General features: G+C 54.9%; 24 protein-coding genes, 2 tRNA genes and 2 pseudogenes. 18 read left to right on the top strand and 10 right to left on the bottom strand.

The annotated features are described in order from the left end of the window. Positions 1 to 216: 216 nt before the first annotated feature. The 5 genes and pseudogenes from RBB80_RS24780 (at position 217) to RBB80_RS24800 (ending at position 5,812) form a co-directional block, all read left to right on the top strand. On the top strand, positions 217 to 1,428 hold the full coding sequence (locus RBB80_RS24780; RefSeq protein ID WP_433964974.1) for a carboxypeptidase regulatory-like domain-containing protein: 1,212 nt from the start codon (positions 217 to 219) through the stop codon (positions 1,426 to 1,428). Further along, complete coding sequence (locus tag RBB80_RS24785; protein ID WP_433964975.1) at positions 1,392 to 3,677, top strand: hypothetical protein; 2,286 nt, start codon at positions 1,392 to 1,394, stop codon at positions 3,675 to 3,677. The genes RBB80_RS24780 and RBB80_RS24785 overlap by 37 nt, the downstream gene beginning before the upstream one ends. A gap of 253 nt (positions 3,678 to 3,930) precedes the next feature. After that, entirely contained in the window at positions 3,931 to 4,557 is a 627-nt protein-coding gene (locus RBB80_RS24790) for a BadF/BadG/BcrA/BcrD ATPase family protein (protein WP_433964976.1), read from the top strand. A gap of 25 nt (positions 4,558 to 4,582) precedes the next feature. Then, positions 4,583 to 4,783, top strand: coding sequence for a hypothetical protein (locus tag RBB80_RS24795; RefSeq protein WP_433964977.1), 201 nt, complete (start codon positions 4,583 to 4,585; stop codon positions 4,781 to 4,783). 283 nt (positions 4,784 to 5,066) lie between these two features. After that, positions 5,067 to 5,812 (top strand): annotated as a pseudogene (locus RBB80_RS24800) (copper homeostasis protein CutC). 345 nt (positions 5,813 to 6,157) lie between these two features. Here RBB80_RS24800 and RBB80_RS24805 read toward each other — a convergent pair. Both RBB80_RS24805 and RBB80_RS24810 read right to left on the bottom strand, forming a co-directional pair. Continuing rightward, complete coding sequence (locus RBB80_RS24805; RefSeq protein ID WP_433964978.1) at positions 6,158 to 6,817, bottom strand: class I SAM-dependent methyltransferase; 660 nt, start codon at positions 6,815 to 6,817, stop codon at positions 6,158 to 6,160. A 343-nt stretch (positions 6,818 to 7,160) separates the two neighbouring features. After that, positions 7,161 to 7,237 (bottom strand) — tRNA-Val (locus tag RBB80_RS24810). A 154-nt stretch (positions 7,238 to 7,391) separates the two neighbouring features. Between RBB80_RS24810 and RBB80_RS24815 the strand changes: the two genes are divergently transcribed. The 4 genes from RBB80_RS24815 (at position 7,392) to RBB80_RS24830 (ending at position 10,688) form a co-directional block, all read left to right on the top strand. Beyond that, a complete protein-coding gene (locus tag RBB80_RS24815) occupies positions 7,392 to 7,604 on the top strand; it encodes a heavy-metal-associated domain-containing protein (RefSeq protein ID WP_433964979.1) in 213 nt (70 codons plus the stop codon). Positions 7,605 to 7,618: 14 nt separating this feature from the next. Continuing rightward, positions 7,619 to 10,054 carry a heavy metal translocating P-type ATPase gene (locus tag RBB80_RS24820; RefSeq protein ID WP_433964980.1) on the top strand — a complete coding sequence of 812 codons (2,436 nt, stop codon included), beginning with the start codon at positions 7,619 to 7,621 and terminating at the stop codon, positions 10,052 to 10,054. A gap of 46 nt (positions 10,055 to 10,100) precedes the next feature. Then, positions 10,101 to 10,430: a metal-sensitive transcriptional regulator gene (locus RBB80_RS24825; RefSeq protein WP_433964981.1), complete on the top strand. Its 330-nt coding sequence runs from the start codon at positions 10,101 to 10,103 to the stop codon at positions 10,428 to 10,430. Positions 10,431 to 10,611: 181 nt separating this feature from the next. Further along, positions 10,612 to 10,688, top strand: a tRNA-Asp gene (locus tag RBB80_RS24830). A 72-nt stretch (positions 10,689 to 10,760) separates the two neighbouring features. On the opposite strand, the gene RBB80_RS24835 is transcribed toward RBB80_RS24830, so the two are convergent. After that, positions 10,761 to 11,585: a tyrosine-type recombinase/integrase gene (locus tag RBB80_RS24835; protein WP_433964982.1), complete on the bottom strand. Its 825-nt coding sequence runs from the start codon at positions 11,583 to 11,585 to the stop codon at positions 10,761 to 10,763. Between the two features lie 386 nt (positions 11,586 to 11,971). After that, a complete protein-coding gene (locus RBB80_RS24840) occupies positions 11,972 to 12,745 on the bottom strand; it encodes a helix-turn-helix domain-containing protein (RefSeq protein ID WP_433964983.1) in 774 nt (257 codons plus the stop codon). Positions 12,746 to 13,302: 557 nt separating this feature from the next. On the opposite strand from RBB80_RS24840, the gene RBB80_RS24845 reads away from it, so the two are divergent. The 3 genes from RBB80_RS24845 to RBB80_RS24855 all read left to right on the top strand — a co-directional run bounded on the left by RBB80_RS24845 (position 13,303) and on the right by RBB80_RS24855 (position 14,456). Beyond that, positions 13,303 to 13,551: a hypothetical protein gene (locus RBB80_RS24845; RefSeq protein WP_433964984.1), complete on the top strand. Its 249-nt coding sequence runs from the start codon at positions 13,303 to 13,305 to the stop codon at positions 13,549 to 13,551. A 3-nt stretch (positions 13,552 to 13,554) separates the two neighbouring features. Then, complete coding sequence (locus tag RBB80_RS24850; RefSeq protein ID WP_433964985.1) at positions 13,555 to 13,974, top strand: hypothetical protein; 420 nt, start codon at positions 13,555 to 13,557, stop codon at positions 13,972 to 13,974. A 107-nt stretch (positions 13,975 to 14,081) separates the two neighbouring features. Continuing rightward, a complete protein-coding gene (locus tag RBB80_RS24855) occupies positions 14,082 to 14,456 on the top strand; it encodes a hypothetical protein (RefSeq protein WP_433964986.1) in 375 nt (124 codons plus the stop codon). Positions 14,457 to 14,767: 311 nt separating this feature from the next. Here the strand turns inward: RBB80_RS24855 and RBB80_RS24860 are convergent, their stop codons facing one another. Next, positions 14,768 to 15,670 carry an SDR family oxidoreductase gene (locus RBB80_RS24860; RefSeq protein WP_433964987.1) on the bottom strand — a complete coding sequence of 301 codons (903 nt, stop codon included), beginning with the start codon at positions 15,668 to 15,670 and terminating at the stop codon, positions 14,768 to 14,770. A gap of 282 nt (positions 15,671 to 15,952) precedes the next feature. On the opposite strand from RBB80_RS24860, the pseudogene RBB80_RS24865 reads away from it, so the two are divergent. Continuing rightward, positions 15,953 to 16,834, top strand: a pseudogene (locus RBB80_RS24865) (manganese catalase family protein). Positions 16,835 to 16,997: 163 nt separating this feature from the next. Here the strand turns inward: RBB80_RS24865 and RBB80_RS24870 are convergent. After that, a complete protein-coding gene (locus tag RBB80_RS24870; protein ID WP_433964988.1) occupies positions 16,998 to 17,849 on the bottom strand; it encodes a zinc-binding dehydrogenase in 852 nt (283 codons plus the stop codon). Positions 17,850 to 17,871: 22 nt separating this feature from the next. On the opposite strand from RBB80_RS24870, the gene RBB80_RS24875 reads away from it, so the two are divergent. Further along, complete coding sequence (locus RBB80_RS24875) at positions 17,872 to 18,207, top strand: hypothetical protein (protein WP_433964989.1); 336 nt, start codon at positions 17,872 to 17,874, stop codon at positions 18,205 to 18,207. Positions 18,208 to 18,247: 40 nt separating this feature from the next. Here the strand turns inward: RBB80_RS24875 and RBB80_RS24880 are convergent, their stop codons facing one another. Next, a complete protein-coding gene (locus RBB80_RS24880) occupies positions 18,248 to 18,457 on the bottom strand; it encodes a hypothetical protein (protein WP_433964990.1) in 210 nt (69 codons plus the stop codon). A gap of 1,298 nt (positions 18,458 to 19,755) precedes the next feature. Here RBB80_RS24880 and RBB80_RS24885 point away from each other — a divergent pair. Both RBB80_RS24885 and RBB80_RS24890 read left to right on the top strand, forming a co-directional pair. Then, on the top strand, positions 19,756 to 20,859 hold the full coding sequence (locus RBB80_RS24885; protein WP_433964991.1) for a glycoside hydrolase family 2 protein: 1,104 nt from the start codon (positions 19,756 to 19,758) through the stop codon (positions 20,857 to 20,859). Beyond that, positions 20,814 to 21,536 carry a glycoside hydrolase family 2 TIM barrel-domain containing protein gene (locus RBB80_RS24890; protein ID WP_433964992.1) on the top strand — a complete coding sequence of 241 codons (723 nt, stop codon included), beginning with the start codon at positions 20,814 to 20,816 and terminating at the stop codon, positions 21,534 to 21,536. Before RBB80_RS24885 ends, RBB80_RS24890 begins: the two co-directional genes overlap by 46 nt. Positions 21,537 to 21,561: 25 nt before the next feature. On the opposite strand, the gene glf is transcribed toward RBB80_RS24890, so the two are convergent. The 3 genes from glf to RBB80_RS24905 are packed head-to-tail and all read right to left on the bottom strand — an operon-like array spanning position 21,562 to position 23,854. Continuing rightward, positions 21,562 to 22,761: a UDP-galactopyranose mutase gene (glf, locus tag RBB80_RS24895; RefSeq protein WP_433964993.1), complete on the bottom strand. Its 1,200-nt coding sequence runs from the start codon at positions 22,759 to 22,761 to the stop codon at positions 21,562 to 21,564. After that, a complete protein-coding gene (locus RBB80_RS24900; RefSeq protein WP_433964994.1) occupies positions 22,758 to 23,174 on the bottom strand; it encodes a hypothetical protein in 417 nt (138 codons plus the stop codon). Before RBB80_RS24900 ends, glf begins: the two co-directional genes overlap by 4 nt. Continuing rightward, complete coding sequence (locus RBB80_RS24905; RefSeq protein ID WP_433964995.1) at positions 23,171 to 23,854, bottom strand: hypothetical protein; 684 nt, start codon at positions 23,852 to 23,854, stop codon at positions 23,171 to 23,173. The genes RBB80_RS24900 and RBB80_RS24905 overlap by 4 nt, the downstream gene beginning before the upstream one ends. Positions 23,855 to 24,402: 548 nt before the next feature. Here RBB80_RS24905 and RBB80_RS24910 point away from each other — a divergent pair. Both RBB80_RS24910 and RBB80_RS24915 read left to right on the top strand, forming a co-directional pair. After that, positions 24,403 to 25,473 carry a glycoside hydrolase gene (locus tag RBB80_RS24910; protein ID WP_433964996.1) on the top strand — a complete coding sequence of 357 codons (1,071 nt, stop codon included), beginning with the start codon at positions 24,403 to 24,405 and terminating at the stop codon, positions 25,471 to 25,473. A gap of 293 nt (positions 25,474 to 25,766) precedes the next feature. Then, positions 25,767 to 26,048 (top strand): hypothetical protein, encoded by a 282-nt coding sequence (locus tag RBB80_RS24915; RefSeq protein WP_433964997.1) that lies wholly within the window; start codon positions 25,767 to 25,769, stop codon positions 26,046 to 26,048. Positions 26,049 to 26,297 lie beyond the last annotated feature (249 nt).

Here is a 26,297-nt window from a genome sequence, read left to right on the forward strand (position 1 = left end):
CGGCTAACTTTCCGACAGATTGGCGGTTCCTTTTTGAGTATATGGACTCGTTTTCTTCAGAATTCTGAAAAGTAATGTTGACAAATGTTTACATAGATTTCTATGCTCTACCAACAATTTGATTTTTTCATAACCGCAACCAGCGGGTATCCGGCATATTCGGCCGGGACGCTGCGCGGATCCCTCCCATGTCAAAGGCACCCTGGAGTCGTTCAAATGATTAAAGAAGCGCAGAAGGTGAAGTTTCTCAAACGTATCTCGGGGCTTGTGGTTGCCATGACAGCTCTGTTCTGTACACAGGCTCTGCTCGCGCAGACCGTCACCGGAACCATCACCGGCGTAGTTACGGACCCGAGTGGCGCGCTCGTCGCCGGGGCGAGCGTCCTCGCGCATAACACGGATACGGGCGTGGACTCGAGTGTGACAACAAACTCGTCCGGGCTTTATCGAATTCAGTTTCTGCCCATCGGCCGCTACGAGGTGACTGTGGATGCGAAAGGATTCGATAAAGAGACGATCCCCGCATTTCAGCTCGAGGTACTGCAAACCACCACGTTCAACGTGAAGCTTTCGATCGGATCCTCTGCGGAGGTCGTGAACGTATCCGAAGCGGCGCCGATTTTGAATACCAGTGACGCCACTTTGAGCGGCACTTTCTCGACCAATACGATTCAGAACTTTCCTCTGAACGGGCTCGACTTCTCGGCGCTTACGCTCTATGTCCCTGGAGCTGTCAGCACGGTGGGAACCTCCGGCACGAACAGCATCGAGCGCAGCACCTCTTACACCGACTCTGTCAACCTGAACGGCAACCGGGCGCAGGCGAACAACTATACGCTCGACGGAATCGATCTGAATGAGACGTTCAACAACCTGATCGCATACAGCCCGGCCCCTGAGGCTCTGCAGGAGATCAAGGTACTGACGGCTAACTCCCCGGCGGACTATGGAAATGTCAACGGTGCCGGTGTGGTCAGCATTCTCAAGAGCGGGACCAATAACTTCCACGGGTCGGTGTATGGATACGTGCAGGACTACAAGCTCAATGCCAACTCGTGGACGAACAAGCACGCGGATCCTATCGTCCACATCAATCCTTTCTCCCAATCTCAGTTCGGGGGGACGTTTGGCGGTCCAATCAAACGCGACAAACTATTCTTCTTCGTCGACTATCTTGGTTCACGCTTCCACCAGGGAGGAACTGGCCAGGCGAGCGTGTTTACCCAGGCCATGCGTAACGGAGACTTCTCAGCGCTTTCCCCTGTCGGAGGCACCAACAACATTCAACTGTACGATCCGTTGAACGGCTTCGCCCCTATGTCGGCAATAAAGGCGTTCCGATCAACAACCCGGTTGCGAAGTATCTCTTCGCTCATCCAGAACTGTACCCATTGCCGAATGCGACCCCATCGAAGGGAAGCATTCTAAACAACAATCTGCAAGGTCCGCAGCGCACCTTCCGAGCCAACAACCAGGGAGATATCAAGATCGAGTACACCCCGAACGCGGCGGATAAATTCAGTGCGTTTTACGCGAAATCGGATGCCTACGATGGCGCTACGTCGGTTCTGCCTGTCTCGTTTCCAAACGGAAGCACATTCCCATCGCAGATTGGCGGGCTCACCTGGGTTCACATCTTCTCTGCGTCGATAGTTAACTCCGCGCGCATCGGCTATACACGCATCAATTGGAATCAGGGGCTGCCGGTCGATCAAACGGGAGTCTTCGGTAAGAATGGCGACGCCGTTGTCGGAATCACCTTTCCGAATCAGGCCTATGAAGGTTTTACGTCCCAGGGCATCAGCGGTGGCTTGAGCAGCATCGGTAACAGCGCGCAGAACAACGGCAGTCTGACGGACAACACGTTCAGCTATATCGATAACCTGACATGGCAGCGCGGCAAGAGTACGTACAGCATGGGCGTCCAGGCGCTTCGCTACCAGAACAACTATCCGACCAGCAATAACAACGGCTTCCTTGGATCGCTGAATTACTCAGGCGCTTTTACAAGCAACCCTTCCCTGTCTAACGCGGGTGGGTTCGGCGGTGCGGACTTCGTGCTTGACAGAGTGAACTCAGCAGCCGCCACGCTTACAAGCGTCAATGTAGGACAGCGGCAATGGCGCGTAGCAGGATTCTTCAGCGATGACTACAAGGCGACGCCACGGCTGACCTTGAACGCTGGCCTGCGTTACGAATACGACCAGCCCTGGATCGAATCCAACAATAAGACAGGCAACATCGATATCGCTACGGGTCAGGTGATCTATGCCAGCAAGATTCCCGTCGGTGCGCCTGTTGGCTCTGGCCTGTGCAGCAATCGTGCGTGCTACGACGCCAACTACCGCCAGTTCACGCCACGTCTCGGCTTCGCTTATCAGGCGACGGATCGCTTTGTGATTCGTGGTGGTTATGGCGCTACCAGCTTCTTTGAAGGTAACTCCTCCAACCAGCGCCTGACCTCGATGACTCCCTTCATTCAAGCCGTCAACGTCAACGTCGTGACGCCGACGCCTGGCAGTGCGGGAGCTCCGCGAACGGCAGAGCAGGGATTCAGCGGCAGTACTATCACAGGGACCGGAACCTTCAATGTGTATCCGCAGAATATTCAGCCGGCTTACGTACAGGAGTTCAACCTCACCACCGAGTATGCGGTAACACGCTCCCTGTCGCTGCAGGTCGGCTACGTCGGAGAAATAGGCCAGCATATCGAAGACTACGGCAACCTCAATCAGTGGCGGGTCAATGGTGATCCCACCTCAGCGCCTTACTTCAACAATCAGTTCATCGGTGTCAATGCGATCGATCCGTCGGTCAGCATCGGCTCCGGCAATCTGTTGATCACAGAGTCGCGTGCAGCGTCGAACTACCAGGCCCTCCAGACTATTCTTCGTCAACGCACCAGTCATGGGCTGGAGTTCACCGTGAACTACACCTATGGAAAGGCTCTGACGAACAGTGCGGGCAACTACGCCGTGAATACCTCGGGCGCTTCCAACTTCGGTCAAGGTGCTTTCCAGAACTACTACGACAGCGCTGCAGACTGGGGTCCCGCTGCCTACGATGTACGACACAACTTCAGTGGCACGGGCGTCTATTCCCTGCCCTTCGGCCATGGCAAGCAGTATCTTTCCGGGGTCAACCGGGTGTTGGACGAGGCGATTGGCGGCTGGAAGGTTTCGACCGCGGCCGTCGTCTACAGTGGATTTCCCGAGACCATCAACGGGCCTGGGAACAACTCCAACAGCTTCGGAAATGCGCGTCCGAACCAGTACCGTGCGCTGAAGATCGTAAATCGCAGCATCGATAACTGGTACGGCACCGATCCTTCCGCTATTCCCTGCACCACTCCTGGTGTTGACAACGGCTTGTGCGCCTTCGGAGCACCTGCCCCCAACACCTTCGGCAACGCGAGGAATGGCAATACCCGCGGGCCTCGTTATCTGAACGTTGATATGTCGGCCTTCAAGGACTTCGCCATCGTCCGTGAGCAGACCCTGGGCTTCCGGTTCGATGCCTTCAACGCCTTCAACATTGCCAGCTATGGCAACCCTGACACCAATATTGGCGATACCAACTTCGGCAATATTTCAGGCCAGGGAACGGCTAATGGAATCCAGCAGGCCGTTCGTTCCACCGAGCGCCGGCTGCAGTTCTCCGCGAACTATCGGTTTTAGAGCGGGTTTACACGGCCCTCGATCATCGACCAACCGTAACATCAGCATCACAGGGGCAGGGCTTCGGCTCTGCCCTTGCCACTGTGGATGGTCTTCCAAGATGCCGACGATGTTTCGACAATCGTGTTGCATCGGCAGGTTGAAAGCGAACAGAGGGTTGCCGCACATACTATGGCAACATCGTCTCGATCAGAGATATAAATCCTGTCTTCGTTGCTGCTATTTTCGAAGTTACAGAAGAAGAGGAACACGCTTGGCGTTTTATCTTGGACTGGATGTAGGCGGCACAAAGACGGAGTATGTCCTGGCAGATGACGCCCGTGAACTCGCGCGAGTCCGCGGGGGCACCATCAAACGCATGCGTACGGACGCGAACACTGCGACGCAGAATCTCGACAGGGCGCTTGCTGAGCTGGCCGCATTGACCGGCGTGTCGATGAAGTCCATCACACGTAGCTGTGTTGGTGCGGCTGGCATCACGGTTGCGCTGGTCACCGACTGGATACGCGAAGCCTTCGCCGAGCGCGTTGGCGGCTCGCTTATCCTTGTCGGGGATGTAGAGATCGCGCTCGATGCGGCTTTCTTCGGCGGACCCGGCGTGCTGGTGATGGCCGGGACGGGGTCGAACGTCGCCGGGCGCACCGTTGGCGGTGATCTGACTACGGCCGGCGGGTGGGGGCCTGCATTGGCCGATCAGGGTTCAGGAAGCAGAATAGGCCATCAGGCGCTGCGTGATACTTTTTCGCTATCGACGAAGATCGCACGACCACTCTGCTTCCAGCGATTCTTGAGTTGTGGCAACTCTCCGATCTCGACTCGCTTATCGGTTACGCCAACCAGATCCCTGCCCCCGACTTTACACGCCTCGCTCCTCTGGTAGTGAGGTGCGCCGCGGAGGAGACGCGGTGGCGCAGAACGTTCTTCAGCGCGAAGCAGAAGAGCTGGCCCACCTTGCGCATCTCGTCGTCGAGCGGCTGCGACGTGACGCATCCGACAGCCGTCCGGACTGGATCCCCGACCTTGCGTTCACCGGCAGCATTCTTGAACATGTCGCGCCGATTCGTGAAGGAATCGTTCGGGCTCTGCGGCGAGAGCACCCCTCCTGAAGGTGCTGCCGGGCACCGTCGATCCCATACTCGGCGCGCTTTGGCGGGCGCGGATCGGACAGCCACCAATCGTAGGTTGAAGGGACAAGGAGATCGTCTGGCGTCGAATACCGTCCTTTCACCTCAGATATTCTCAAAATAATGATCATTTGGGGCTTGAATTTTCATTTATTGAACTTTTACTGTATATAGGTAAGGATCACTTCGTGGAATCCATCACTGCGTCGTTCGTCAGGTTGACTATTTTCGAGGATTGGAAAGCTCTTGTGGTTTGTGTGATTTGATGCGCAAGATTACCTTTGAACTCTGTGCAGAGACTCTTCAGGCCTGCCTCGCCGCGCGCGAAGGGGGCGCCGACCGCATTGAACTTTGCACCGCCCTCAGCGAAGGCGGTCTAACCCCGAGTCACGCTCTTACGCACGCAGCGGTTCTTCGCAGTGGTCTCCCTGTTCATGTCCTGTTGCGGCCTCGAAGTGGCGACTTCCATTACACGGACGATGAGTTCGCCGTCATGCGCGAGGACCTGCTTCACGCGCGCGGTCTCGGAGCCAGCGGCTTTGTGCTCGGCATACTTCGCACGGACGGCACGGTAGACTCCGAACGCACCCGCGAGCTAGTGGAGTTGGCGGCTCCCCTCGAGATTACCTTTCATCGCGCCTTCGATTACACCACTTCGCTGGAGCAGGCACTGGAAGACGTGATTGGCGCTGGTTGCAGGCGTGTTCTGACCTCCGGGGTGAACCTGATGTGCTGTCGGGAGCGAACAAACTGACGCAGCTGGTAAAACTCGCTGGCGGAAGAGTTGATATCGCCGTCGGCGGAGGTCTGCGCATCAAGGACGCAAGGGCCCTGGTTCGCGCGACCGGCGCGAGCCATTTTCACGGTTCTCTGCGGCGGAGCGAAGCCAGCAAGATGCAACACGAGCGTCGCTGGGTGCTGGAGGATGCAGATTCACTCGACGGTACCTCGCGTTTCGTTGTGGACGCAGCCGATGTGCTCGCCATGATCGAGAACCTGCGAAGTTCGTAACCTCCCGACACATTTAATATGTATCAAAGCGGGTTACAAATCGCTACGGGTTTTAATCCGGCATGCCCTTGGTTTTGCAGACCGGGCAGCTGCGACGATGCTCCCTAAGGACCTCTGCCGCCGCAGCCTGTTCACGCTCCGCTGTCTGAAGTCTTGCTCTGCGCACGATAAGCGGTGATGCGTTGGGAGAGGAACTCTCTAGATCACTCTCTGCCGCTAAACGCGTTTTCGTGGCTTCTTCGTACTGGCGTTCGATTCTGTAGCATTCAGGGTTTGACATACGGTAAGTCTGCAGCATGAACGGCAATGCGGATGAATTTATTGAACCTCTGGAGGAGACTATCTTTAGCGTCCGAGGTGTGCACTGTGAGGCTTCTTACACACAAGAGCCATACTCTTCCACAGATAGGGGAATCGTCCAGCGCCCTTGAATCGCACAGATTCAAATCCTGTATCCGATATAGCCTTGCTGAGCGTCTTCGCCGACCAGAATTTGATGTGTCCGTGATCCCACAGGACGGTATAGTGTTTGTCCATCTGTCCCGTGAGCGCGATTGCCAGATTCTTCAGGTAGCCGTGGTATGGAGTGGTAATCACCATGGCTCCGCCCGGCCTAAGCACATCGTACGCTGTACGCAGAAACGCCTTCGGATTATAGAGATGTTCAATGACTTCAGTGCTGATGATCAGATCGACAAGACCCACCTGATTTAAAAGGTCTGCAGCAGATGTCTCCGAGTTGCCAAGGATGAAATCAATGTCAGGGTAGTTGCTCCTCGCAACCTCGATACCAGTCGGCGAGAAGTCGGTTCCGTAGAGGATCCAGCCGCGGTCGCGATACAGGGAAAGAAAGCTTCCGTTTCCACAACCCATATCCAGAACGGCACTGCCGGCGGGAATATCTTTCACCAGGCTGTCTACTATCGGTTTGAGATAGGAATGGCTGACTTCATGATTGGCCGCCTTGTATTCATAGCTTATTCCAACTTGTTCTGCTGTCCTCATGCGAGCCTCGCGTTGTGGTGATACTGTCTTCGAATAACTTTGCATGTGCCTGGGTGCAGGCCCAAGTGTATCCAGCGGTGATGGTCATTCTGGATTTTCTCCTCTCCCTTCCACAAATGACACATTGCCGTATTCCCTTGACTTCTTTGCCAAGTACCCAACACCAAAGCTTGATGATGAACACCGATATCACTTCTGATTGCCTCTGTGTCGGACTATAACAGACCCCACCCCGCACAATTCAAAAGCCTCCCAGACTGTTCGGGAGGCTTCGTTCTCATTTCTTTTGTTGCACTCATGTGGAATCAAATATTGTGAGGATCTACTAACTTATTTGGAATGATGGTGGGCAGTGAGGGACTCGAACCCCCGACATCCTGCTTGTAAGGCAGGCGCTCTAACCAACTGAGCTAACCGCCCGTTGAAGTTCTTTAGAACCTAACACAGTGTATGGGAGCCGCGGCCTGGATGCAACGTGGAGTTGTCTGACACCCCCGATTTCACTTCGAGTGTAAACTATATTTGAATACCCCCTGGGGGTATATGCATCTACTAATGCGGAGGGGAAATGTCCATGCAGGAAGTGCTCGGTTTGCCGATTGAAGGAATGCACTGCGGAGCGTGTGTTCGCAGGGTCACGGATGCTCTCGGAAAGCTCGACGGGGTTGAGGTGAATTCGGTAGAGGTCGGGTCGGCCAGAATGACGTTCGATCCGGAACGGGCAACAGTGGAAAAGATCGTCGGTGCGGTCAACAGGATCGGCTTCACGGTACGCAGTGAGAAGTAACTCTGGGAGAAACCATGTCCGATAGTATGAAGATCACTGACAGAACTGATGCCAACGCTGCAACAGCCTTAGCGTCAGCCTCGGTGGAGCATGTCACGATTCCCGTCTCCGGGATGACCTGCGCGGCGTGTCAGTCCTTTCTTCAGCGGGAACTCGCCAACCAGGCTGGGGTGCAGGATGCGACGGTCAACCTGATGCTGCACAACGCGACGGTGACGTTCGATCCAGGTGCTACTTCGACCTCGGCACTGGTAGATGCGATTCGCAGCACGGGCTACGGCGCGGAGCTTCCGTTGGAACACCAGTCCGCCCTTGAAGAACAGGAGGATCACGACGAGGCGCAGTTGAGAGAGTATCGGCAGCTGCGATTGAAGGCCTTAGTCAGCCTGATCGCCGGTGGCGTAGCCATGCTCTTGTCGATGCCTCTGATGACGATCAACAGCGCGGTCCGGATGGAGCGAATGAAAGATCCGCTGATGAGCTGGAACATCCGGGTGCTTGATCCGCTGTTGCGCAGCGCAGTTCCCTGGATGTATGAGATTAGTGCAAATGCGATTCGGTGGCTCCTTTTTGCGCTTGCAACGCTCATTCTGAGCTGGGCAGGGCGACGGTTTTACACCAAGGGTTGGTCTGCTCTCTTACACAAGACGGCGGACATGAACACACTGGTGGCACTTGGCACCGGCGCGGCCTATCTCTACTCGGCTGCCAGCACCATCGCGCCTGGATTTTTTGTAGCGCGCGGCATCGCTCCGGATGTTTATTTTGAAGCCGTAACTCTCATCATCGGATTGGTTCTGGTTGGGAATACGCTCGAGAGCAGGGCGAAGGGGCAGACGGCCAGCGCTCTGCGAAAGCTTGTGCAACTTCAACCGAAGACTGCGACTGTTCTGCGGAATGGCATCGAGAGCAGCGTCCCGCTGGAGTTGATTCAGAGCGGCGATATTGTTTTGGTACGACCCGGCGAGCGAATACCTACCGATGGCGAAGTGATCGCGGGCAAAAGCAGCGTGGACGAGTCGATGCTCACAGGCGAGTCGTTGCCCATTGAAAAGACCGCTCTGGACAGGGTAATGGGGGGAACGCTAAACCAGCGTGGATCGCTCCAGTACCGGGCAACCGCTCTGGGAGCAGGCAGCACGTTGGCGCAGATAGTGCGGCTTCTGCGTGAAGCTCAAGGGTCTCGTGCTCCGATTCAACAAATCGCGGATCGCATCAGCGCCGTGTTTGTGCCTACGGTGCTGGCGATTGCAATCGTTACCTTCGCAGCGTGGCGGATCTTCGCCCCGCACTCCGGTGTGATGCAGGCGTTTGCGGCCGCCGTCACCGTGCTGGTGATTGCCTGCCCTTGCGCGATGGGTCTGGCTGTTCCGACGGCCGTGATGGTTGCAACGGGACGGGGAGCCAACTATGGAATTCTCATCAAGGGTGGAGAGGCTCTTCAGCGATTAGAGAAGATCGATACCATCGTGTTGGACAAAACGGGAACAATCACCGCGGGCCGGCCAACAGTTACTGATTTTGTGCTCGCCACAAGCGATAGCCACGCAGCAGGAATACAGAGCGCGAATCTTTCAGAGGATCATGTCCTTCGCGTTACAGCCGCACTGGAACGCGGTAGTGAACATCCTCTCGCTGAGGCTGTCGTTCGATATGCCACAGAGCGAGGTTTGAATCTGCCTCAAGCGCAGGAGTTTGAATCGTTTTCCGGACTTGGCGTCGTGGGAGTCGTCGATGGCGAAGCCGTACTGATCGGCAACGCTGCCCTGATGAAAATGCACGATGTCGCCGTTGAGCAACTGAACGCAAGCGCAGAACGGATGTCGGAAGAAGGTAAGACTCCGCTATGGATTGCGATCGAGGGCAAACTGGCTGCCGTTCTCGCTGTCGCAGACACGATCAAACCCAGCTCCATCGCAGCTGTTCGCCGGATGCGGGACGAAGGGCTCCGCGTCGTCATGCTGACAGGCGACAAGGAACGTACGGCTCGTGCGATTGCACAGCGGGTCGGCATCGATGAGGTAATTGCGGGCGTGCTCCCTACGGGCAAGGTGGAGGCAATCAGGCGGCTACAGGCGGAACAGCGTGCGGTCGCTATGGTCGGAGACGGAGTCAACGATGCTCCTGCGCTCGCACAGGCGGAAGTGGGACTTACGATGGCCAGCGGGGCAGACATTGCGATGGAAGCTGGAGATGTAACGCTGATGCGGAGCGACCTCACCGGCGTCGCGGCGGCTGTAACCCTCTCGCAGTGCACGATGCGAGTGATTCGGCAAAATCTGTTTTGGGCCTTCGTCTATAACGTGATTGGAATTCCAGTTGCCGCTGGTGTACTTTACCCAGCGTTTGGTTTATTGCTAAGCCCGGTGATAGCCAGTGCTGCGATGGCGCTCAGTTCTTTCAGTGTTGTCACTAACAGCCTTCGATTGCGGGGGCTGAAGCTGGATTAAGGAAAAACATGGCTACGAAAAAACGACTCATCAACATAAGGACGCGATGGTGGATTCCTGTGCTTGCGAGGTGGGCGCATCGGAACGCAAGGCAACTGGAGTCGATCCTGAGATCAAGGCCTCCAACCTACGTCGGTTGCGGCGTCTCGAAGGGCAGATCCGCGGCCTGCAGCGCATGGTCGAGGCCGATCGCTACTGCGCCGACATTCTTACTCAGGTCTCTTCCGTACAGGAGGCTCTTCGTTCCGTGGCTCGGGCCTTGATGCGGAATCACCTCTCTCACTGTGCGACTCAGGCAATTCGCAACGGATCGGCGGACGAGAGGCAGACCATGTACGATGAGCTGCTCGAGCTTATCTATAAAAATGCCCGCTAACGGAAGAATGGGAGGACACCCAAGTGTCACTTGATCTGATAGACTTACATCTGTCGTCGGGTTGACGTGCGGGTCTCCTTAGGGGATCGTACCGAACTGAAAAGACAGCGAATCAGGATTTTGGCGGTGGTTCGAATCAGCCTGTTCTGAGTGAGATATAATCGCTAACGAAGACGAATTTGGGGACGTAGCTCAGTTGGTTAGAGCGCTGCCCTGTCACGGCAGAGGTCGCGGGTTCGAGCCCCGTCGTCCCCGCCATAAGCTACTAAGAATGAAGAGCTTATGGCGGACCTCATGTGACAAGTAAACCCGCTACGGTACGCAACGGTACTAAACCTCTTTACCGTCTTCTTTTCCAGCCATTAACATCTCCGCCTGCCTCCCACTCGCTATGCGTTTATCCGCAGAGACAGCCTGTGTGTAGAGGTCCATAGTGATTCGTGAATTCGCATGTCTCAAAAGCTCTTGAGCCACCTTTACATCTACTCCCAAAGTGCGGAGGTTCGTGGCCAGACTATGCCTAAATGAATGCCATCCAATCGTCTTGCCCTGCACGCCTGCACGTGTAAGAGCAGGGCGGATGATCTTCCTCAAGACCATATCTGGAGTAAGCGGCTTGTCGCCATTCAGCCGTTCAGATGGAAAGATAAAATCCGCTTCCCCGCTGTATGCCGTGACCAGTCTCCAATTCAAAAGCATGTCATAAACGAGCTTATGAAGCGGTACCGGCTTGCCGCTTGCTACAGTTTTGACATTCCCAAATCTGCCTCGCACACATGAGCGGGTGATGGCAACTTCCATCTTCTGGAAATCAACATCACTCCATCTGAGCGCGAACAATTCGGAACGTCGCAAGCCAGTTGTTCCGGCAAGCATCACCATGACTTGCTCACGCAATGAAAGCTCAAGCAATAGCGCCTGGAACTCTGATGGCGTGAGTACATCCGGCTCCCGCAGCCGTTTAGCCGAACATCTGACCTTGCTGATTGGATTGAAAGTGAACCATTCGTGCCTGATTCCATGACTGAAGATCGCAGACATGATGTTCCGAATCTTCGATTGAGAGGCAGGCGCAAGGGGCAGAGATTCAAGCCACTGCTCAACAGCAACGGTCCTCACTTCTGAGATTTTGAAAGCTGCCCACTTCGGCGTCACATAGTTTTTGATGTAAACCGTGTGAGCGTCAACAGTGGCAAATGCTTTCCTCTCTAGAGTCAGTTCATATTGTTTGTAGTGGGCTATGAGGTCATTGACCGTTTCCGGTGAACGTACCCCTGAGTTGATTTTGGCGCGAATTGACAGACGACTTTCTCTGCATTGCGGCGGTGCGGAAGTTCCCGAACCGTCCCGATGCGGATGTTGCGATGAACCCGCTTCCCTTCCCGGTCCTCATAAAACCGGAAAAACCAGCTGTCATCGGTCGTCTTGTTCTTCACGAGCATTAGGCTTCCTTGTTGAAAACGAGTGCTCTCGATCATTGGATAAATCCTCCGCTCGGAGCATCGGTGGCTGAGATGAGTTTAACCTTGATTCGCGTCGAATCAAGCTGCATTTTGGCCACCCTGACGACGCGCAAGCATCCACTGCTCAAGATCGGTCTGAAGGAATCGCCACACCCTCCTCTTCCCTTCCCCGATGGGAATGGCAGGTAGATAGCCCTCACGGGCCCAACGGACCAAGGTGCGGGTATTGAGCCCACCGAGATAAACCGCTGCAGCCTGTGCTGTCAGGAAGCGTTCGTTAGGGGCAGCGCTAGCCTGGATTGAAATCACATTGCTGGGTTTGGTCTTCACCTTCCGACCATGAACATCTCTAGGCTCCATATAGCGGCTGAGTGGATAAATTCCCACTTCGATGAAGCGTCTGCCCAGCTTCTCCCTCATCCTGTTATCAATTGAGGCAACGGCCGCTCTCTGCTTCTCAGGGAATGTTTGTATGTATTCGTCTAGAGCTTTGTCGGCAGATCCACGTGGGAGTGTGCTGACCACCACCTGCAATGATTCGTAGTACAGGGTGAAGTACGCCAGTTCTCCTGTGGAAAGGCATCGTCTTGCCGAGATTTCTACATCAGCGAGGAAATCTGAAGTCTCTGGACCGACAACAGATGCTAGGTCTCGCCAGGTTCCAAAACTGTTCACATGCAGATCCCCGACAGCGAGAACCTGGGGTGCGTTGCACAGTTCGGAACAGATTGACGACCATTGTTGGACCCACCGATAGAAACTTCCCCGCAAAAAAGGAAAGGGTTCTTCTTCATCTGCCGATGCTTTGAAAGAAGATCTGACGGAATCACAGTGGTACATCTGCGCATCCACTCTTCGTAGCTGACGGTTGCCTCTTTTGCGCTCACCCCACGGCGCTTAGATGAGCCGTCAATGGCCGACTTTCCTAGGTAATCCTTGCTCTTAATTTCCCGCCTGGCATTGTGAATAGAAATTTGAATCACCGACTGGGACGCGTTTCGTCTTAACTAAGTTGTTTGCGGCTGAAAGTTCAGAGGTCATTCCGGCCAACAGGGTTGAACGTTGGTTAGATGGATGGTCTATCGGCAAGGGACAAAGGGGAACGGGGTTTTCTGGTCCAGACCTGAATTCCGAACACTCCCTCTCGGTGCTCACGGGGCAACCCGATAGCATCTCTCGGCATACCAATCTAGTGAGGAAATGACACGATGAACCGCCAGAAAATCGAAGAAGACTCTCACACCTCCTCTGGAACGGATGATACTGCCGGGCTACGAAAGGGGAAGACGCCGATGAAGGTAACTGAGCGGAGGAAGTGATGGACATGATGCTGCGATTCTTGATCGGCGGAATAGTAGTGAGCGTGTTTGCAATCTTAGGCGACGTGGTAAAGCCGGAGTCGCGGGGGCGTGTTCGCTGCGGCCCCCACGATTGCGCTGGCTACGTTGGTGCTGACAATGCACAAACATGGGAGCGCGTATGTGGCGACCGAGGCAAGGTCGATGGTAGCTGGCGCCATCGCATTTTTCGCGTATGCATGTGTGGTGAGCTTCGTGCTTATGCGCTGGCGCCCGAAGGCACTGACCACAGCGATTGCTCTTTTGCCATTATGGTTTGCGACGGCCGCCGCGCTTTGGGCGGTCTGGCTGCGGAGATAGGTGATGCGCCTAAAGTTGAGGTTCGATTCACTCAAGGAGACTAAGCCAACGGAGTATGTGTCGCGGTTCGTCTTCGGCGGCGTGGTGACCGTTCTTGCAGGTTTTGTGGCGGATCACTGTGGGCCGGTCTTGGGTGGGCTGTTCCTTGCGTTCCCAGGAATCTTTCCGGCCGGTGTGAGCCTCGTAGAGAAGCATAAGACGCAACGCGAGAAAACCGAAGGGAAGCTCGGAATATGGTCTGCACGTGGGCAAGCGAGTGTTGAGGCAGCAGGGGCTTCCGTCGGAACGCTTGGTCTAATGGGATTTGCGGTGGTGCTATGGCAAGGGCTGCCAACGCACAACTTCCTGCCTATAGTGTTTACCGCGACAGGGACGTGGATTGCGGTGTCGTCGCTCTTCTGGTGGACGCGAGAGAGGATGTAGATTTCGCATTCAGTGCGACATGAACGCTTGCGCCCGGGATCTGATACCTCTTGCACTTCAAAAGAAGGCATCAATCCTAGGACGTCTTTGAATTGGAGCGTCTTCAGATGACTTTTCAAGTTTTATCTTTATTTCTTTTAGCTCTCCCCATTGCTTCTATCGCCTGGACGATTACGCACGAGGAGGTCGTTCGTGAATTTCGTGATGTTTGCCTAGGGAAAAGCACAACGTGCCGCAGGATCTATGAACGCAAGTTCTTTTATCTATTTACGTGCGAGTACTGCCTGAGCCACTACGTCGCAGCCGTGTTTCTGCTCATTACCCGGTTCAAGCTTCTTTATCCGGATTGGCGGGGGTATCTGATTGCCGGCTTCTCGCTTGTATGGGTGGCAAATGTCTATATGAGCCTATTTGCGAGAATTCGCCTTGAAGTAAAAAGAGAACGCGTCCAGATCAAGCAACAAGAGAAAGGTGTTGAATGAGGAAAGTCGTTTCTAACTAAGAAACCCGTGCGGAGTAGCTCTAAACTGCGGCTCAAGGGCTAGAAGTGGGCTAGGCTCTTCCATTCTGAAGAGGCCTCCCTCATATAGCGGTACCTCCTCGCGAACGAAAGCAGAGTAGTAGCTTGCAATCGAATGTCAGAATAGATAGTTTCCAGCGATGTCAGCGCTCCAACCTGACGCGCCCGTCCATGTCAGGGCGTTACGCCTCTGCTAGCTAAGTGCAAACTTGGACCGCTTTCGCTCCGGCAAGCTATTCCCTTCTGCCGATTAATCTTGTGATTCGGGGTCCCCTAAACTGGCGTTTTTCCGCCAGTTGCGCCATAGATCTCACCGGTGATGTAACTTGCATCATCAGAGGCTAGAAAGACGAAAACGGCCGCCTGTTCGACGGGTTGAGCGGGGCGTTTTAAGAGGGTGCTTTCACCAAAAGAGCGGACCTCTTCCACCGGCATAGTTGCAGGGATCAGCGGGGTCCATACAGGGCCTGGAGCGACGCCATTTACGCGGATGCCGTGCTTAATACAAAGCTTTGAAAAGCTCTTGGTGAGACTGACGAGAGCTGCCTTGGTCGATGCGTAGGGGGCAAGTTCGTCCTTCGGTACGAAAGCTTCGATGGAGCAACTGTTCAGAATCACGCCGCCGGGCTTCATCACGGGAAGGGCAGCTTGTGTGAGAAAAAAGGTTCCATAAACATTAGTGCGGTAGGTTCTATCGAACTCCTCTTCGGGAATGTCTGCCAGCTCCTTGTAGGTCCGCTGGAAGGCGGCGTTGTTGACAAGGATATCGAGCCGGCCAAATTCTTCAATCGTTCGCTTGACCAGCTCTTGGCAGAAGGACTTCTGGCGAATGTCGCCAGGCACGGCTACGACCTTGCGACCTGTAGCTTCGACAAGCCTGATCGTCTCTTGAGCATCCTTCTGCTCGTCAGCATCTCCGTCTAGAAAAGTAAAAAGAATATCTGCTCCCTCTTTGGCAAAACAGAGAGCGACGGCTCGTCCAATACCGCTATCTCCTCCAGTAATGAGAGCCGAGCGGCCGACGAAACGATCATGCCCCTTATAAGTGGATTCACCGTAATCAGCCTGAGGATCGAGCTTGCTAGAGCTGCCGGACCCGGTTTGCTTCCCCTGGGGGAAAGGCGGCTTGGCAAAGCGTTCGCGTGGATCGCGGGGTTCAACGAGAGACGTAATCATGGGTGTGATTCTCCTGCTTCGGTTTGCTCGACCTGCTCTGCTCGACAGGAATAGCCAGAATTCACTAGTCATCCCGCATTCAGAGAGACAATGCCCAATGTTCAACATGAGTAGGAGCGAGCGCTTTCATGCCTCTTCCAGTCAGAGATTCTTTCAGCCATACGGGTTGCCCGCGTCTCAATAGACTGCCGCTTGAACGTATCTTTGGAGGGACGTCCCGAGACACCGATACGGCATCTCAACGAACAAGGCACGACACATCATTCACGTTGAGGTTATTCCATGTATCACCATGTCAAGAAGCTTATGTACACCGTAAATATTGGCGAACCAGACGTGAGGTTCGGAAACATGCTGCTGGAGCAATTCGGCGGTGCGAACGGCGAACTCGCCGCAGCGATGCAGTACACGATTCAAGGGTGGAACTGTGGAGACGATATTGGAAGGCGCGACCTGCTGATGGATATCGGAACGGAAGAACTGAGCCATCTCGAAGTTGTCGGTGCTCTGATTCGCATGCATCTCAAACCGCTTAAAACCAATCGCGAGGCAGCCGAGGCCGATCCCCTAGTAACGATTGCTGGGGGCGGAGGGTTGAACTTGTTCGATTCGATGGGGAACGCCTAGACCTCGACATACTTGAAGATCACCGGTGAGTTGGATGTCGATCTCCGCAGCAATATCGCGGCAGAGGCTCGCGCAAAGATTGTGTACGAAAGACTCATTGACCATACCCAAGACCCAGGAACGATCGACACGCTTCAGTTCCTAATGACGCGCGAGATCACCCACATGAAAGCATTTCAGGCAGCCTTGGACAGCTTGGAGAAGTCTCCGTTCTCAGTAGGCCTGCTAAAGCCAACGGCCGGCATTGTGGACGAGTATTTCAACGGATCGACGGGCGACGGCAGTGAGGGAGACCCGGATATGCGTGGACCCTGGACATCCTCTTTTGGTTTGCATTCGGTCGAATCTGAGATGAATGGCGGTAAGGGCCTGTCGGTCGGGGACATCGATGGCAAGATCGATGGCGAAGATCGTGGAAAACAGGACGATGCGCACAAAGCAACTACTTCAGCCGCAGATGAAGCGATTGGCCTCAATGCTTCGGCCAAGAAGGCAACCGGCACGGCTAAGAGGGGAGCAAAGAGACAAGCGAGCTGATGAATCGTCAGTGAAGAAACAGGGGCAGCGGCTGCCCCTGTTTCGGTTTCACCTTGAACAGGATTGATAATCGCATGTGAGCGCTAACAAAAACTCGCACCACTCCGCTGATAGTACGGGTTTCGGAAGCTCTAAAGCAACGACGTTACCGCACAACTTCTCCCTAGGCGGCGTTTTTGCTAGCCCATGGATCGATGACTATTTTGGTAACGTTCTCCTTTTTATCCCGCCATATTTTGTACATTTCCGGAGCCTCATCCAGCGTGATGCGATGGGAGATGATGTAACTGGGATCGATTTGCCCCTTCTCAATTCGCTCCAACAGCGGTTTCATATAGTTGTGCATGTTCGTCTGACCCATCTTCATGGTGATGCCTTTACCAAATGCAGCGCCAAAAGGAACTTTGTCCAAGAGTCCCCCATAGCCGGGAATGGACAAGGTCCCGCCTTTGCGGACGGCCTGAATCGCCTGACGGAGCACGCTCGGCCGGTCCGTTTCCATTATCAAGGCGGTTTTAACCTTGTCGTAGAAGCCCTGCAATTCGGAGGAGTGGGCTTCCAACCCAACCGCATCAATACACGCATCTGGTCCGACGCCACCGGTTAGGTCTTTGATCGCAGTTAGCACGCTCACGTCTTCTTCTGAGTAGTCGACTACGATCGCGCCCAAACTCCTCGCTAGTTCGAGTCTCTCTGGCAGCCTGTCAATGGCAATTACCCTGGCGGCGCCAAGCATGAACGCACTTGCGATGGCGAACTGACCTACTGGACCACACCCCCAAACTGCTACGGTGTCACCTGGGTGAATCTGGGCATTCTCGGCGGCCACATATCCAGTTGGGAAGATATCTGAAAGAAAGAGAACCTTCTCATCGGGCAGGTCGCTCTCAATCTTCAACGGACCAACGTTCGCGAAAGGTACACGGGCATATAGTGCCTGGCCGCCGGCGTAGCCACCCATCATATGCGAATAGCCGAAAAGCCCAGCGCCTGAATATCCGTACGCTGCCTCCATCAGATGAGCGTTGGGATTGGTGTTGTCGCAGGCGGACCAGAGCTTTTTCTTACAAAATAAGCAACTGCCGCATGCAATCGTAAATGGGCACCACTACTCGGTCGCCGCGACGAAGATTGGCAACGTCTTTGCCGACCTCTTCGACGATGCCCACGAATTCATGTCCATGGACGTCGCCGGCTTCCATCGTGGGGATAAAGCCATCGTACAAATGCAGATCAGACCCGCAGATAGCCGTCTTGTGATTTTGATAATCGCATCATGTGGGTTTAACAACGTGGGATCAGCCACCGTCAAGGTCTCGACCTTGCTCGTTCCCATCCAACAAACTGCTTTCATGACTGCTCCTTTCTTATGACCCGACTCGACGCGAACGAATGCACCCTTCTTCCGCCGCGCTAGTTCACTCCGGGTGGTGTCGTGATCTTCTCGCCGTAGGTAGATTCCTTCATTTTGCCGACGGTTCCGCGGTCCCCATGTGGCTGCCCCTGGACACCGGGCATCTCGCCTGTCTCGGAGAGAGCCTTGAAGTGCGGGAGATTCTCAACTACGGCTTGTTTAGGATTTCGACCGACCAGAGTCTCCCAGGCGCTCGTGATTTTGCCCATGCGAAACTCCTGCAATACCGTAACTTCGTGCCTCGACCGCCGGGAGCTTCCTCAAAGATCACTTCACCAGCGTTGTCCGAGTCGCCACCGATGGACCGCCATGTGATGCGCTTTCCAGGATCGTCGGCCATTACTTCAGAGTCCCATTCGATGGTCTTGCCATCGGATTCCATGATTCAGTGTGAGGTCATGGGTCCGGTCGAAACGACTATCGTGATCTGTTCTTGCCATAGCGGGGCACTTTCGACATTGCGCCAGATCGCATATAGTTCCTGCGCATCCGCCTGAATAAGTGCTGTTGTTCTAACCCAAATCTTTCCGTCCTTATCCTCGGGTGGCGGGAGGTATCGTCCGTCGACGATCATTCCTGCAGAGCCGGAATTGGGAACAGCTTCCGCATTCGGTCGTTCACTTAGTATGACTGTCATGAATTCCTCCAGATTGCTTCGCGAAAACTCAGTAATTGCCTCAGCACTCTGGATAGACGCGCAAAGTAGAGATTGCGTGGTATGAGCTGGTGGCCCGCAGTCAACTAAGATCACAGCACACATTGCAAAACGAAAAGTGCCTGCGCTTTGCGGAGGGATTTGGTGAAACTGCTACGATCATCGGCCAGTCCAGCAGACGATGTCATTCCGCCGACATTCAGGAGGCAAGAGCAAGCACACACCCGAGCCAAATCAAAGTCGATTCAATGAGATAAAGACAACTTCCGCATACCAGAACAGTATCCTACTGTTATGGATGTCCGAGTGATCATCATGTCCCACCCAGATGGTAGCGCTCAGGTCTCCTTCTCGGCGTCGAAGACAAGACGCAGTTGGATAAAGAAATACAGATACAAACAGATTTGCCTGAATGAACTGATCTCTATTGGCCTTCTAACTCACTCGGAAAGGGCTGAGGAACACGCAAGCAATTTGGCCAACAAAAACCGCATGTTCGTGGTGGACACACAAATTTGACCGGAGGTGTTAAGGGTAGGCGGGTTTGTTGAGCAGAAGAAAGTAATTGTTAACTAGACAGATCCCCTTGTATTCCATTTTTTGATTTCTACGAGGGGCTCTTTTGCGCGCTCCACGAAACAAATAGACGCCCTTCGATTCTGTAACATGCCTAGCTATTCGGTAAACCTACCGCAGCTATGCGACACTGAAGACCGCCCGGAGTGCACCTCCCGAGTTATTGTTTGCACGAAAGGTTCTATGGACTTTAGGTCGGAAGATCGGTCACGGGGAAGCACGCTCGGTTATCCTCGGCCTCAACTGCAACGCTCTGAGTGGATCACGCTCGACGGGATGTGGGATTTCGCCATCGATGGGCGTGGCGCCCTGCTCCATCCCGATCAAGTGCAATGGGACAGAAAAATCCTGGTCCCCTTCGCTCCCGAAACCGCCCTGAGCGGCATCGGGGACATGAGCTTTTTCAGTGCCACGTGGTATCGGCGGCACGTTACGATCCCCGAGCTGAAGCCCGGCCAACGGCTTATTCTGCACTTCGGCGCGGTGGACTACTCGGCCAAAGTGTGGGTTAACGGCGTAGAGGTCTGCCTTCACGAAGGGGGATATACGCCGTTCTCGGTCGAAATAACCAGTGTTCTTAGAACTGAGGACACGCAGGAGATTATCGTACGGGCGGAAGACGATCCTGCAGACCTGGAGAAGCCCCGCGGCAAACAGGATTGGAAGCTCGAGCCACATTCAATATGGTATCCGCGCACCACCGGTATATGGCAAACCGTGTGGATGGAAGTGGTTCCGCAGGTCCACATCGAATCGGTTCGATGGACTTCGAGCCTTGAGCGCTGGGAGATCGGGCTCGGCGTTCATGTGAAGGGCACCTTACCCGCGGGATCTTCCCTGGCGGTGCGGATGCAGACCGGTGACCAGATGCTTGTGCAGGACACATATGCCTTTGTTGGCGGCAGCTTAGGGGAGGGCTCTGTTTCCGGAGCGGAATTGTACCGCAGTATTTCGCTTTCCGATCCCGGTATCGACGACTTCCGCAACGACCTTTTGTGGAGCCCGAATAAGCCCACCATCATCGATGTTGAAATGATATTGCTCGATGCGGCCGGAGCCACGCTGGACGCCGTGAATAGCTACACCGCGTTGCGGGCGATCACGATCCAGGGAGATCGATTTATCTTGAACGGGCGGCCCTTGCCGCTTCATCTGGTGCTCGATCAGGGGTACTGGGAAGGCAGCGGGCAAACGGCTCCCAACGACGATGCGTTCGTCCGAGACATCCTACTGGTGAAAGCGCTAGGCTTCAACGGCGTCCGCAAACACCAAAAAATCGAGGACCCCGTTTTCTATATTGGGCCGACCATCTTGGCCTACTGGTGTGGGAGGAGATGCCTAGTGCCTACCGCTACACCAAACGTTCAGTGGAACGGCTAACCCGTGAATGGATCGAGGTGTTGAAGCGCGACTGGAACCATCCCTGCGTCGTATCTTGGGTTCCGTTCAACGAGAGTTGGGGTGTTCCCGATCTCCCCGACAGTCCGGCGCAGAGGCACTACGTTCAAGCGTTATATCACCTCACAAAAACGCTCGACCCTACGCGGCCGGTCATCGGCAATGATGGATGGGAAAGCGTGGCGACTGACATGATCGGCATCCACGACTACGATGATCAACCCGCTCGCATGTCCAAGCGGTATGGGATTGATGAAGTCGAGGCACGTCTCTTCCAGTTTGAAAGGCCCGGCGGACGGATGCTTCGGCTCGGAGGTGGAGTTGATCGCCAACCCATCGTCTTGACGGAGTTTGGTGGTATTGCTCTGCGGGATGACGATGGACGCACTTGGGGTTACAGCGTCTGTCGAACTCCCGAGGAACTTCTGGAACGATACACAGCACTTATGGAGGCGGTGCGCCCGTTGCCATCCTTAGCTGGCTTCTGTTACACGCAGTTTACCGATACCTTTCAGGAAGCGAACGGGCTGCTTTATGCCAATCGCACACCTAAGATTCCACTGGATAAAGCTGCGCTCGCAACCACCGGCTCGACGCCGGACGAGAAAGACCCGTCGGTGCTCCTCTGGCGGAACCGCCTCATGGAACTCCAGAAGTAGCCTGGAAGGGGCGGACTTCGTACGGTCAGGTGGCCGCCTGTGTCGTGGAAGTGGCGCTGCCGAGCATCCTCGCCGGAATCTGCAGGCTCAAATCCGTAGATTCATCATCCGCGATATTGCGATACATATGCAGCGCCTGTGCAACTACCTGGTCCATGTTGAAGTAGCGATAATTTGCGAGGCGGCCGCAAAAGTACACCCCTTCTGTCGCTGAAGCTAAGTCGCGATAACGTTCGTACAGGGCTGCATTTTCCGGTCGTGGAATTGGATAATAGGGCTCTCCTCCGTCGGTTGGGTATTCATACACAATGCTGGTCTTTTCGTGCTTCTGGCCGGTGAGGTGTTTGAATTCAGTGATTCGGGTGTAGTCGTGATCGTTCGGGTAGTTCACCACCGTTGTCGGCTGAAACTGCTCCCTGTCATGTGTCTGGTGCTCGAACCGAAGCGAGCGATAGGGCAGTGGGCCGAAACGGTAGTCGAAGAACTCGTCGATCGGCCCGCTGTAAACGACTTTGGCGGAGGGATAACTGTTCATCACCTCGCGATAGTCAGTGGAGAGCAGCACGTTGATGTTCGGGTGGCCCAGCATGCGCTCGAACAGGCAGGTGAAGCCTTCCAACGGCATCGCTTGAAAGCTATCGGAGAAGTAACGGTCATCGCGATCGAAACGCACGGGGATCCGGCCCGCGACGCAACTGTCCAGCTCAGAAGGATCGAGTCCCCACTGTTTTCTCGTGTAGTTTCGAAAGAACTTCTCATAGAGCTCACGGCCCACACGCGAAACTACGATGTCTTCGGAGGTGCGGATCTGCGTCCGCGATTCAACACGATCCGCAAGAAACTTCTCCATGCCAGCGGAATCGAGATTCAAATCATACAAGCGATTAATGGTGTCCAGATTAATGGGAATGGGCAAGAGTTTGCCGTCCACGTGCGCAAGAACACGGTGCTCGTAGGGCCGCCATTCCGTGAAGCACGAAAGGTAATCGACAACTTTTTGCGAAGATGTGTGAAAGATGTGTGGACCGTAGCGGTGAACGAGAACACCGTCCTCATTGTAGAAGTCGTAGGTGTTGCCCCCGATGTGTGGGCGCTTGTCGATGACCAAAACTCGCTTTCCAAGTTGCGACGCCAGTCTCTCTGCTACGACTGCCCCTGAAAACCCCGCACCGACCACCAGGTAGTCGAAGGGCTCGTCGGATGCACTCGAGAGTTTACGGCTCAAGTGCACCTTGGGCGTGGACGGAACATCCTTGCTTTTTTACGATTTCGGACTGCGTCAATTTCGGCGCGCATTGTAGCCCATGTGAGATCCCAGGAAGACTGGGCAAGCGTTCGTTCGACCCGCTGGGTCCATTCCGCGTCATGGTCTGCGAAAATTGCTCGATCAAGCGCGGTTGCAAATTCCGAAGCAGTGCCTGCAATCTCAACTAGGCCCGGGATCCCGTAGCCCGTGACGACATCCTTGATGGGCGTCGATACTACGCGCTTACCGGCGGCAAGATATTCGGGCGTCTTGGTGGGCGAGATGAACCGCGTCGAATCGTTCATCGCGAACGGCAAGATAGCCGCGTCCCAGCCAGCCAGGTAGCGCGGCAGTTCCGCATAGGACTTACTGCCGAGATAGTGAATGTTCAACGCTGTGGGGAGGTGTGCTGGGTCGATCTTGACGACTGGGCCGAGAAAAAGAAGTGTACGCTCGGGCGCAAACGAGCGACTTCTGCAACAAGTGCCGAGTCAAAGCGCTCGTCCAACACACCGAAGAACCCAACACGCGGATGGGGGATGCGCGCTTGATCGGACGGGTCCGGCTGGACCGTTCGCGCCTGTGCGAAGTGCGATACGTCGATCGAGCTTGGAAAGGCGTGCACGTTTGGGTGCTTCGAGCGCTTCGCCTCATAGATGGATTGGCCACCCGTGAAAATGACATCCGCGACCCGGAAGAGCTCGTTTTCTCGCTGGTTAAGCTCTCGAGGCGCGCTAAGGAATGCGGAGAGTTCGTCCATGCAGTCGTAAACCGTAACGCGCGGATGCAAGTGCGCTGTAAAGCTGAGCGCCATTGGCGTGTAAAACCAGCTATCGAAACAATCAAGACGGCGGTCGGATAGAAAGCGATTGAGTAGCCGTCGTTGACCCTCGATGGAATCCTCTCCGCGGTTAAAGTGCGGCCTTATGACAGTCACGGCCCGCGTCTCTTCGACCTGAAGGAACTCGAGCGAACCGCCGGCACGTCCCCGCGATTCTGGATCGGCTGCGTTATGAAACCACGGCTCCTCCCAGAAGTAAACATCCCGGGATTGCGCCGCTCGTGTCAGCAAATGCTGCGGACGTTGAGTGACAAAGTGCCAACGTAAGTGAGAAAACACCAGTAGCGCGGGTCTTGGGCGAAGTGGTCTGTCGACGGGTGAGGTTCTTCCATTGTTCCGATGAAAGAGTTTTTCTGAATAGACATGCGGATGGCCCCTGTCTACTGTGATGCGCTATCCGGCAAAATCGTCACCGCGCTGCGAAGGAGGGCGCTGGATGACGCGCTCATGCCTTACAACCAACGCGGCCCCGGTATTTCGCATCGGATGCGATAGGTTCGTACCTGAGATGCGTCTGGAAGTCCAGCGTCTCAGGTGCCAGGAGAGAGGTCTTGTCAACAGGGCAATCCGCTCTTGAATTGTGGGGTGGCGTGGAATGCACTATCAATCGCGTCGGTGACGCGTACTACGATCAACTCGCCTCATCAGGGCATCGAGAGCACGCGAGAGAAGACTTGGACCTCTTCGCCAGTCTAGGTTTGAGAACGTTGCGGACTGCCCTTCATTGGGAATGCTCCGAGAAACAAAGCTGGAATGCGAGCCACCGCGTGTTACGAACGATGGGTCGACTGGGACTGCATCCCATTGTGGGCTTGCTTCACCACGGCAGCGGGCCGCCGTCAACAAACCTTTTAGATCCTGAATTCCCACAAAAGTTCGCCGCCTTTGGCCTGCAGGTGGCGCAACAGTACCCATGGGTTGTCGATTACACGCCGATCAATGAGCCGCAGACGACTGGTCGCTTCGCTTGCCTGTACGGACATTGGTTCCCGCACCATCGTGCGATGCGCAGCTATATTCGTGCGCTTTTCCATCAGATGAAAGCAATCGTGCTCGCCATGGAAGCGATCCGTTCTGTCCAGCCGGGCGCGCGGCTGATACATACCGAAGACGGCGGCGCCTTCTTTTCGACGCTCGCTCTAGAATCGTTTCGCATCGAGCGGGAGCATCGCCGGTGGCTTGGGCTCGATCTGCTTTGCGGCCGCGTCACCGTGCACCATCCGCTTTTCGATTTTCTGGTTTGCCATGGGTTGCAGAAGCAAGAAATTCTCTGGTTCGCTGAGCGACCATGTCCGCCCTCGATCATCGGCCTCAACTACTACGTGACGAGTGATCGTTTTCTAGACGACCGCTTATCGCTCTATCCGGACCATCTGCGCGGTGGCGACTCCGGAGATGAACCGCTAGTGGACGTTGAGGCCGTTCGTGTTCGTCCTCAAGGTATTGCCGGGGCGAAGCAAGTGCTTACCGACGCGTGGAAACGATACAGGTTACCGGTCGCGATCACCGAAGCTCATCTTGGCTGCGTTCCAGAGGAGCAGGCGCGATGGCTCGCTGAGACATGGGAGCAGGCGGAAGACGCCCGCGCGGAGGGTGTCGACGTGCGAGCGGTGACCGCCTGGGGGCTGCTGGGCCTTTACGACTGGTGCCACTTGTGCACGCAAGACGCCGGCGCGTACGAAGCTGGTGTGTTTGACATTTCGAGCGGCAGACCGGTTAGAACCACTCTTACGCAAGTTGTGCAGCAGCTTGCGGGTGGAATGTCGCCGCAGCACCCGGCACTCGGGTCGCCAGGTTGGTGGCGCCAGGACTCACGGTTTACGATTCCGCCATCGATGGATTCCTTTTGATCTCGGCAATATTGTTTCCGGAAAAGGTCCACACTCAGCAGGAGACCGGCCCATTCAACTCAAGCGACGAGCGATAAAGGTGGGCACTCGCTTCCACTGCTGAACGTGAATGTTGCGCGTCGCACTCAATCACCTGGTAAATGGAGCGATCCAAACCTAGTTAAATCCTCGAAACGTCCATCGGCCGATCTGCCCGCAGTCGGTGTGGAAAGAGACGTGAGCATACCATCTGCTCTGCGGTTTTCCGCATCTTTCTGTCTACCGGCGGACCGCCGCAAAAGGAGAAATCAAAGATGAATGATTATCGTGTTAGTGCCGGTGAGGCTCAGGAAGATCAGTTTACAGCGGCTATTGAGAAGTGTACTTCGCAGATTCCATCTAGTGCGTACCTCGGTGCTGCCCTCGCGTCTATGGCAGTTTCAGTGGGCTTCAAAATCGCCAAGAAGGATCATATGGCCCTTTTCGTAGGTCAGTGGGCTGCGCCTTTCCTCATATTAGGCATTTACAACAAACTCGTGAAGTTGCATGGATCTGACGCCAGTACATCGACTGCCGCATCGTCCATTGGCGACTAGACGTCAATGGGAATCGGTGCCCATATTGCGGGCACCGATTCCCTTTCAAAATTTGGATCCGACCTCGAATGGTGCATCGAGTCAACGCGGGGATCTTTTATTTTTACTGCATCGGGTGGTTCCCGTTGGTTCGTTCTTCAATCAGCAGAGCTAACTATGCAACCAATAAGGGAGTTGCTTGTATCACTTATCAGGCAAAGTTTGGCTACCTGGGCTGACTGCTATCTACTCGTCAAAAATGATAATCCT

The sequence above is a fragment of the Tunturiibacter gelidiferens genome (genome assembly GCF_051013345.1).
GTDB classification, from domain to species: Bacteria; Acidobacteriota; Terriglobia; order Terriglobales; family Acidobacteriaceae; genus Edaphobacter; species Edaphobacter gelidiferens_A.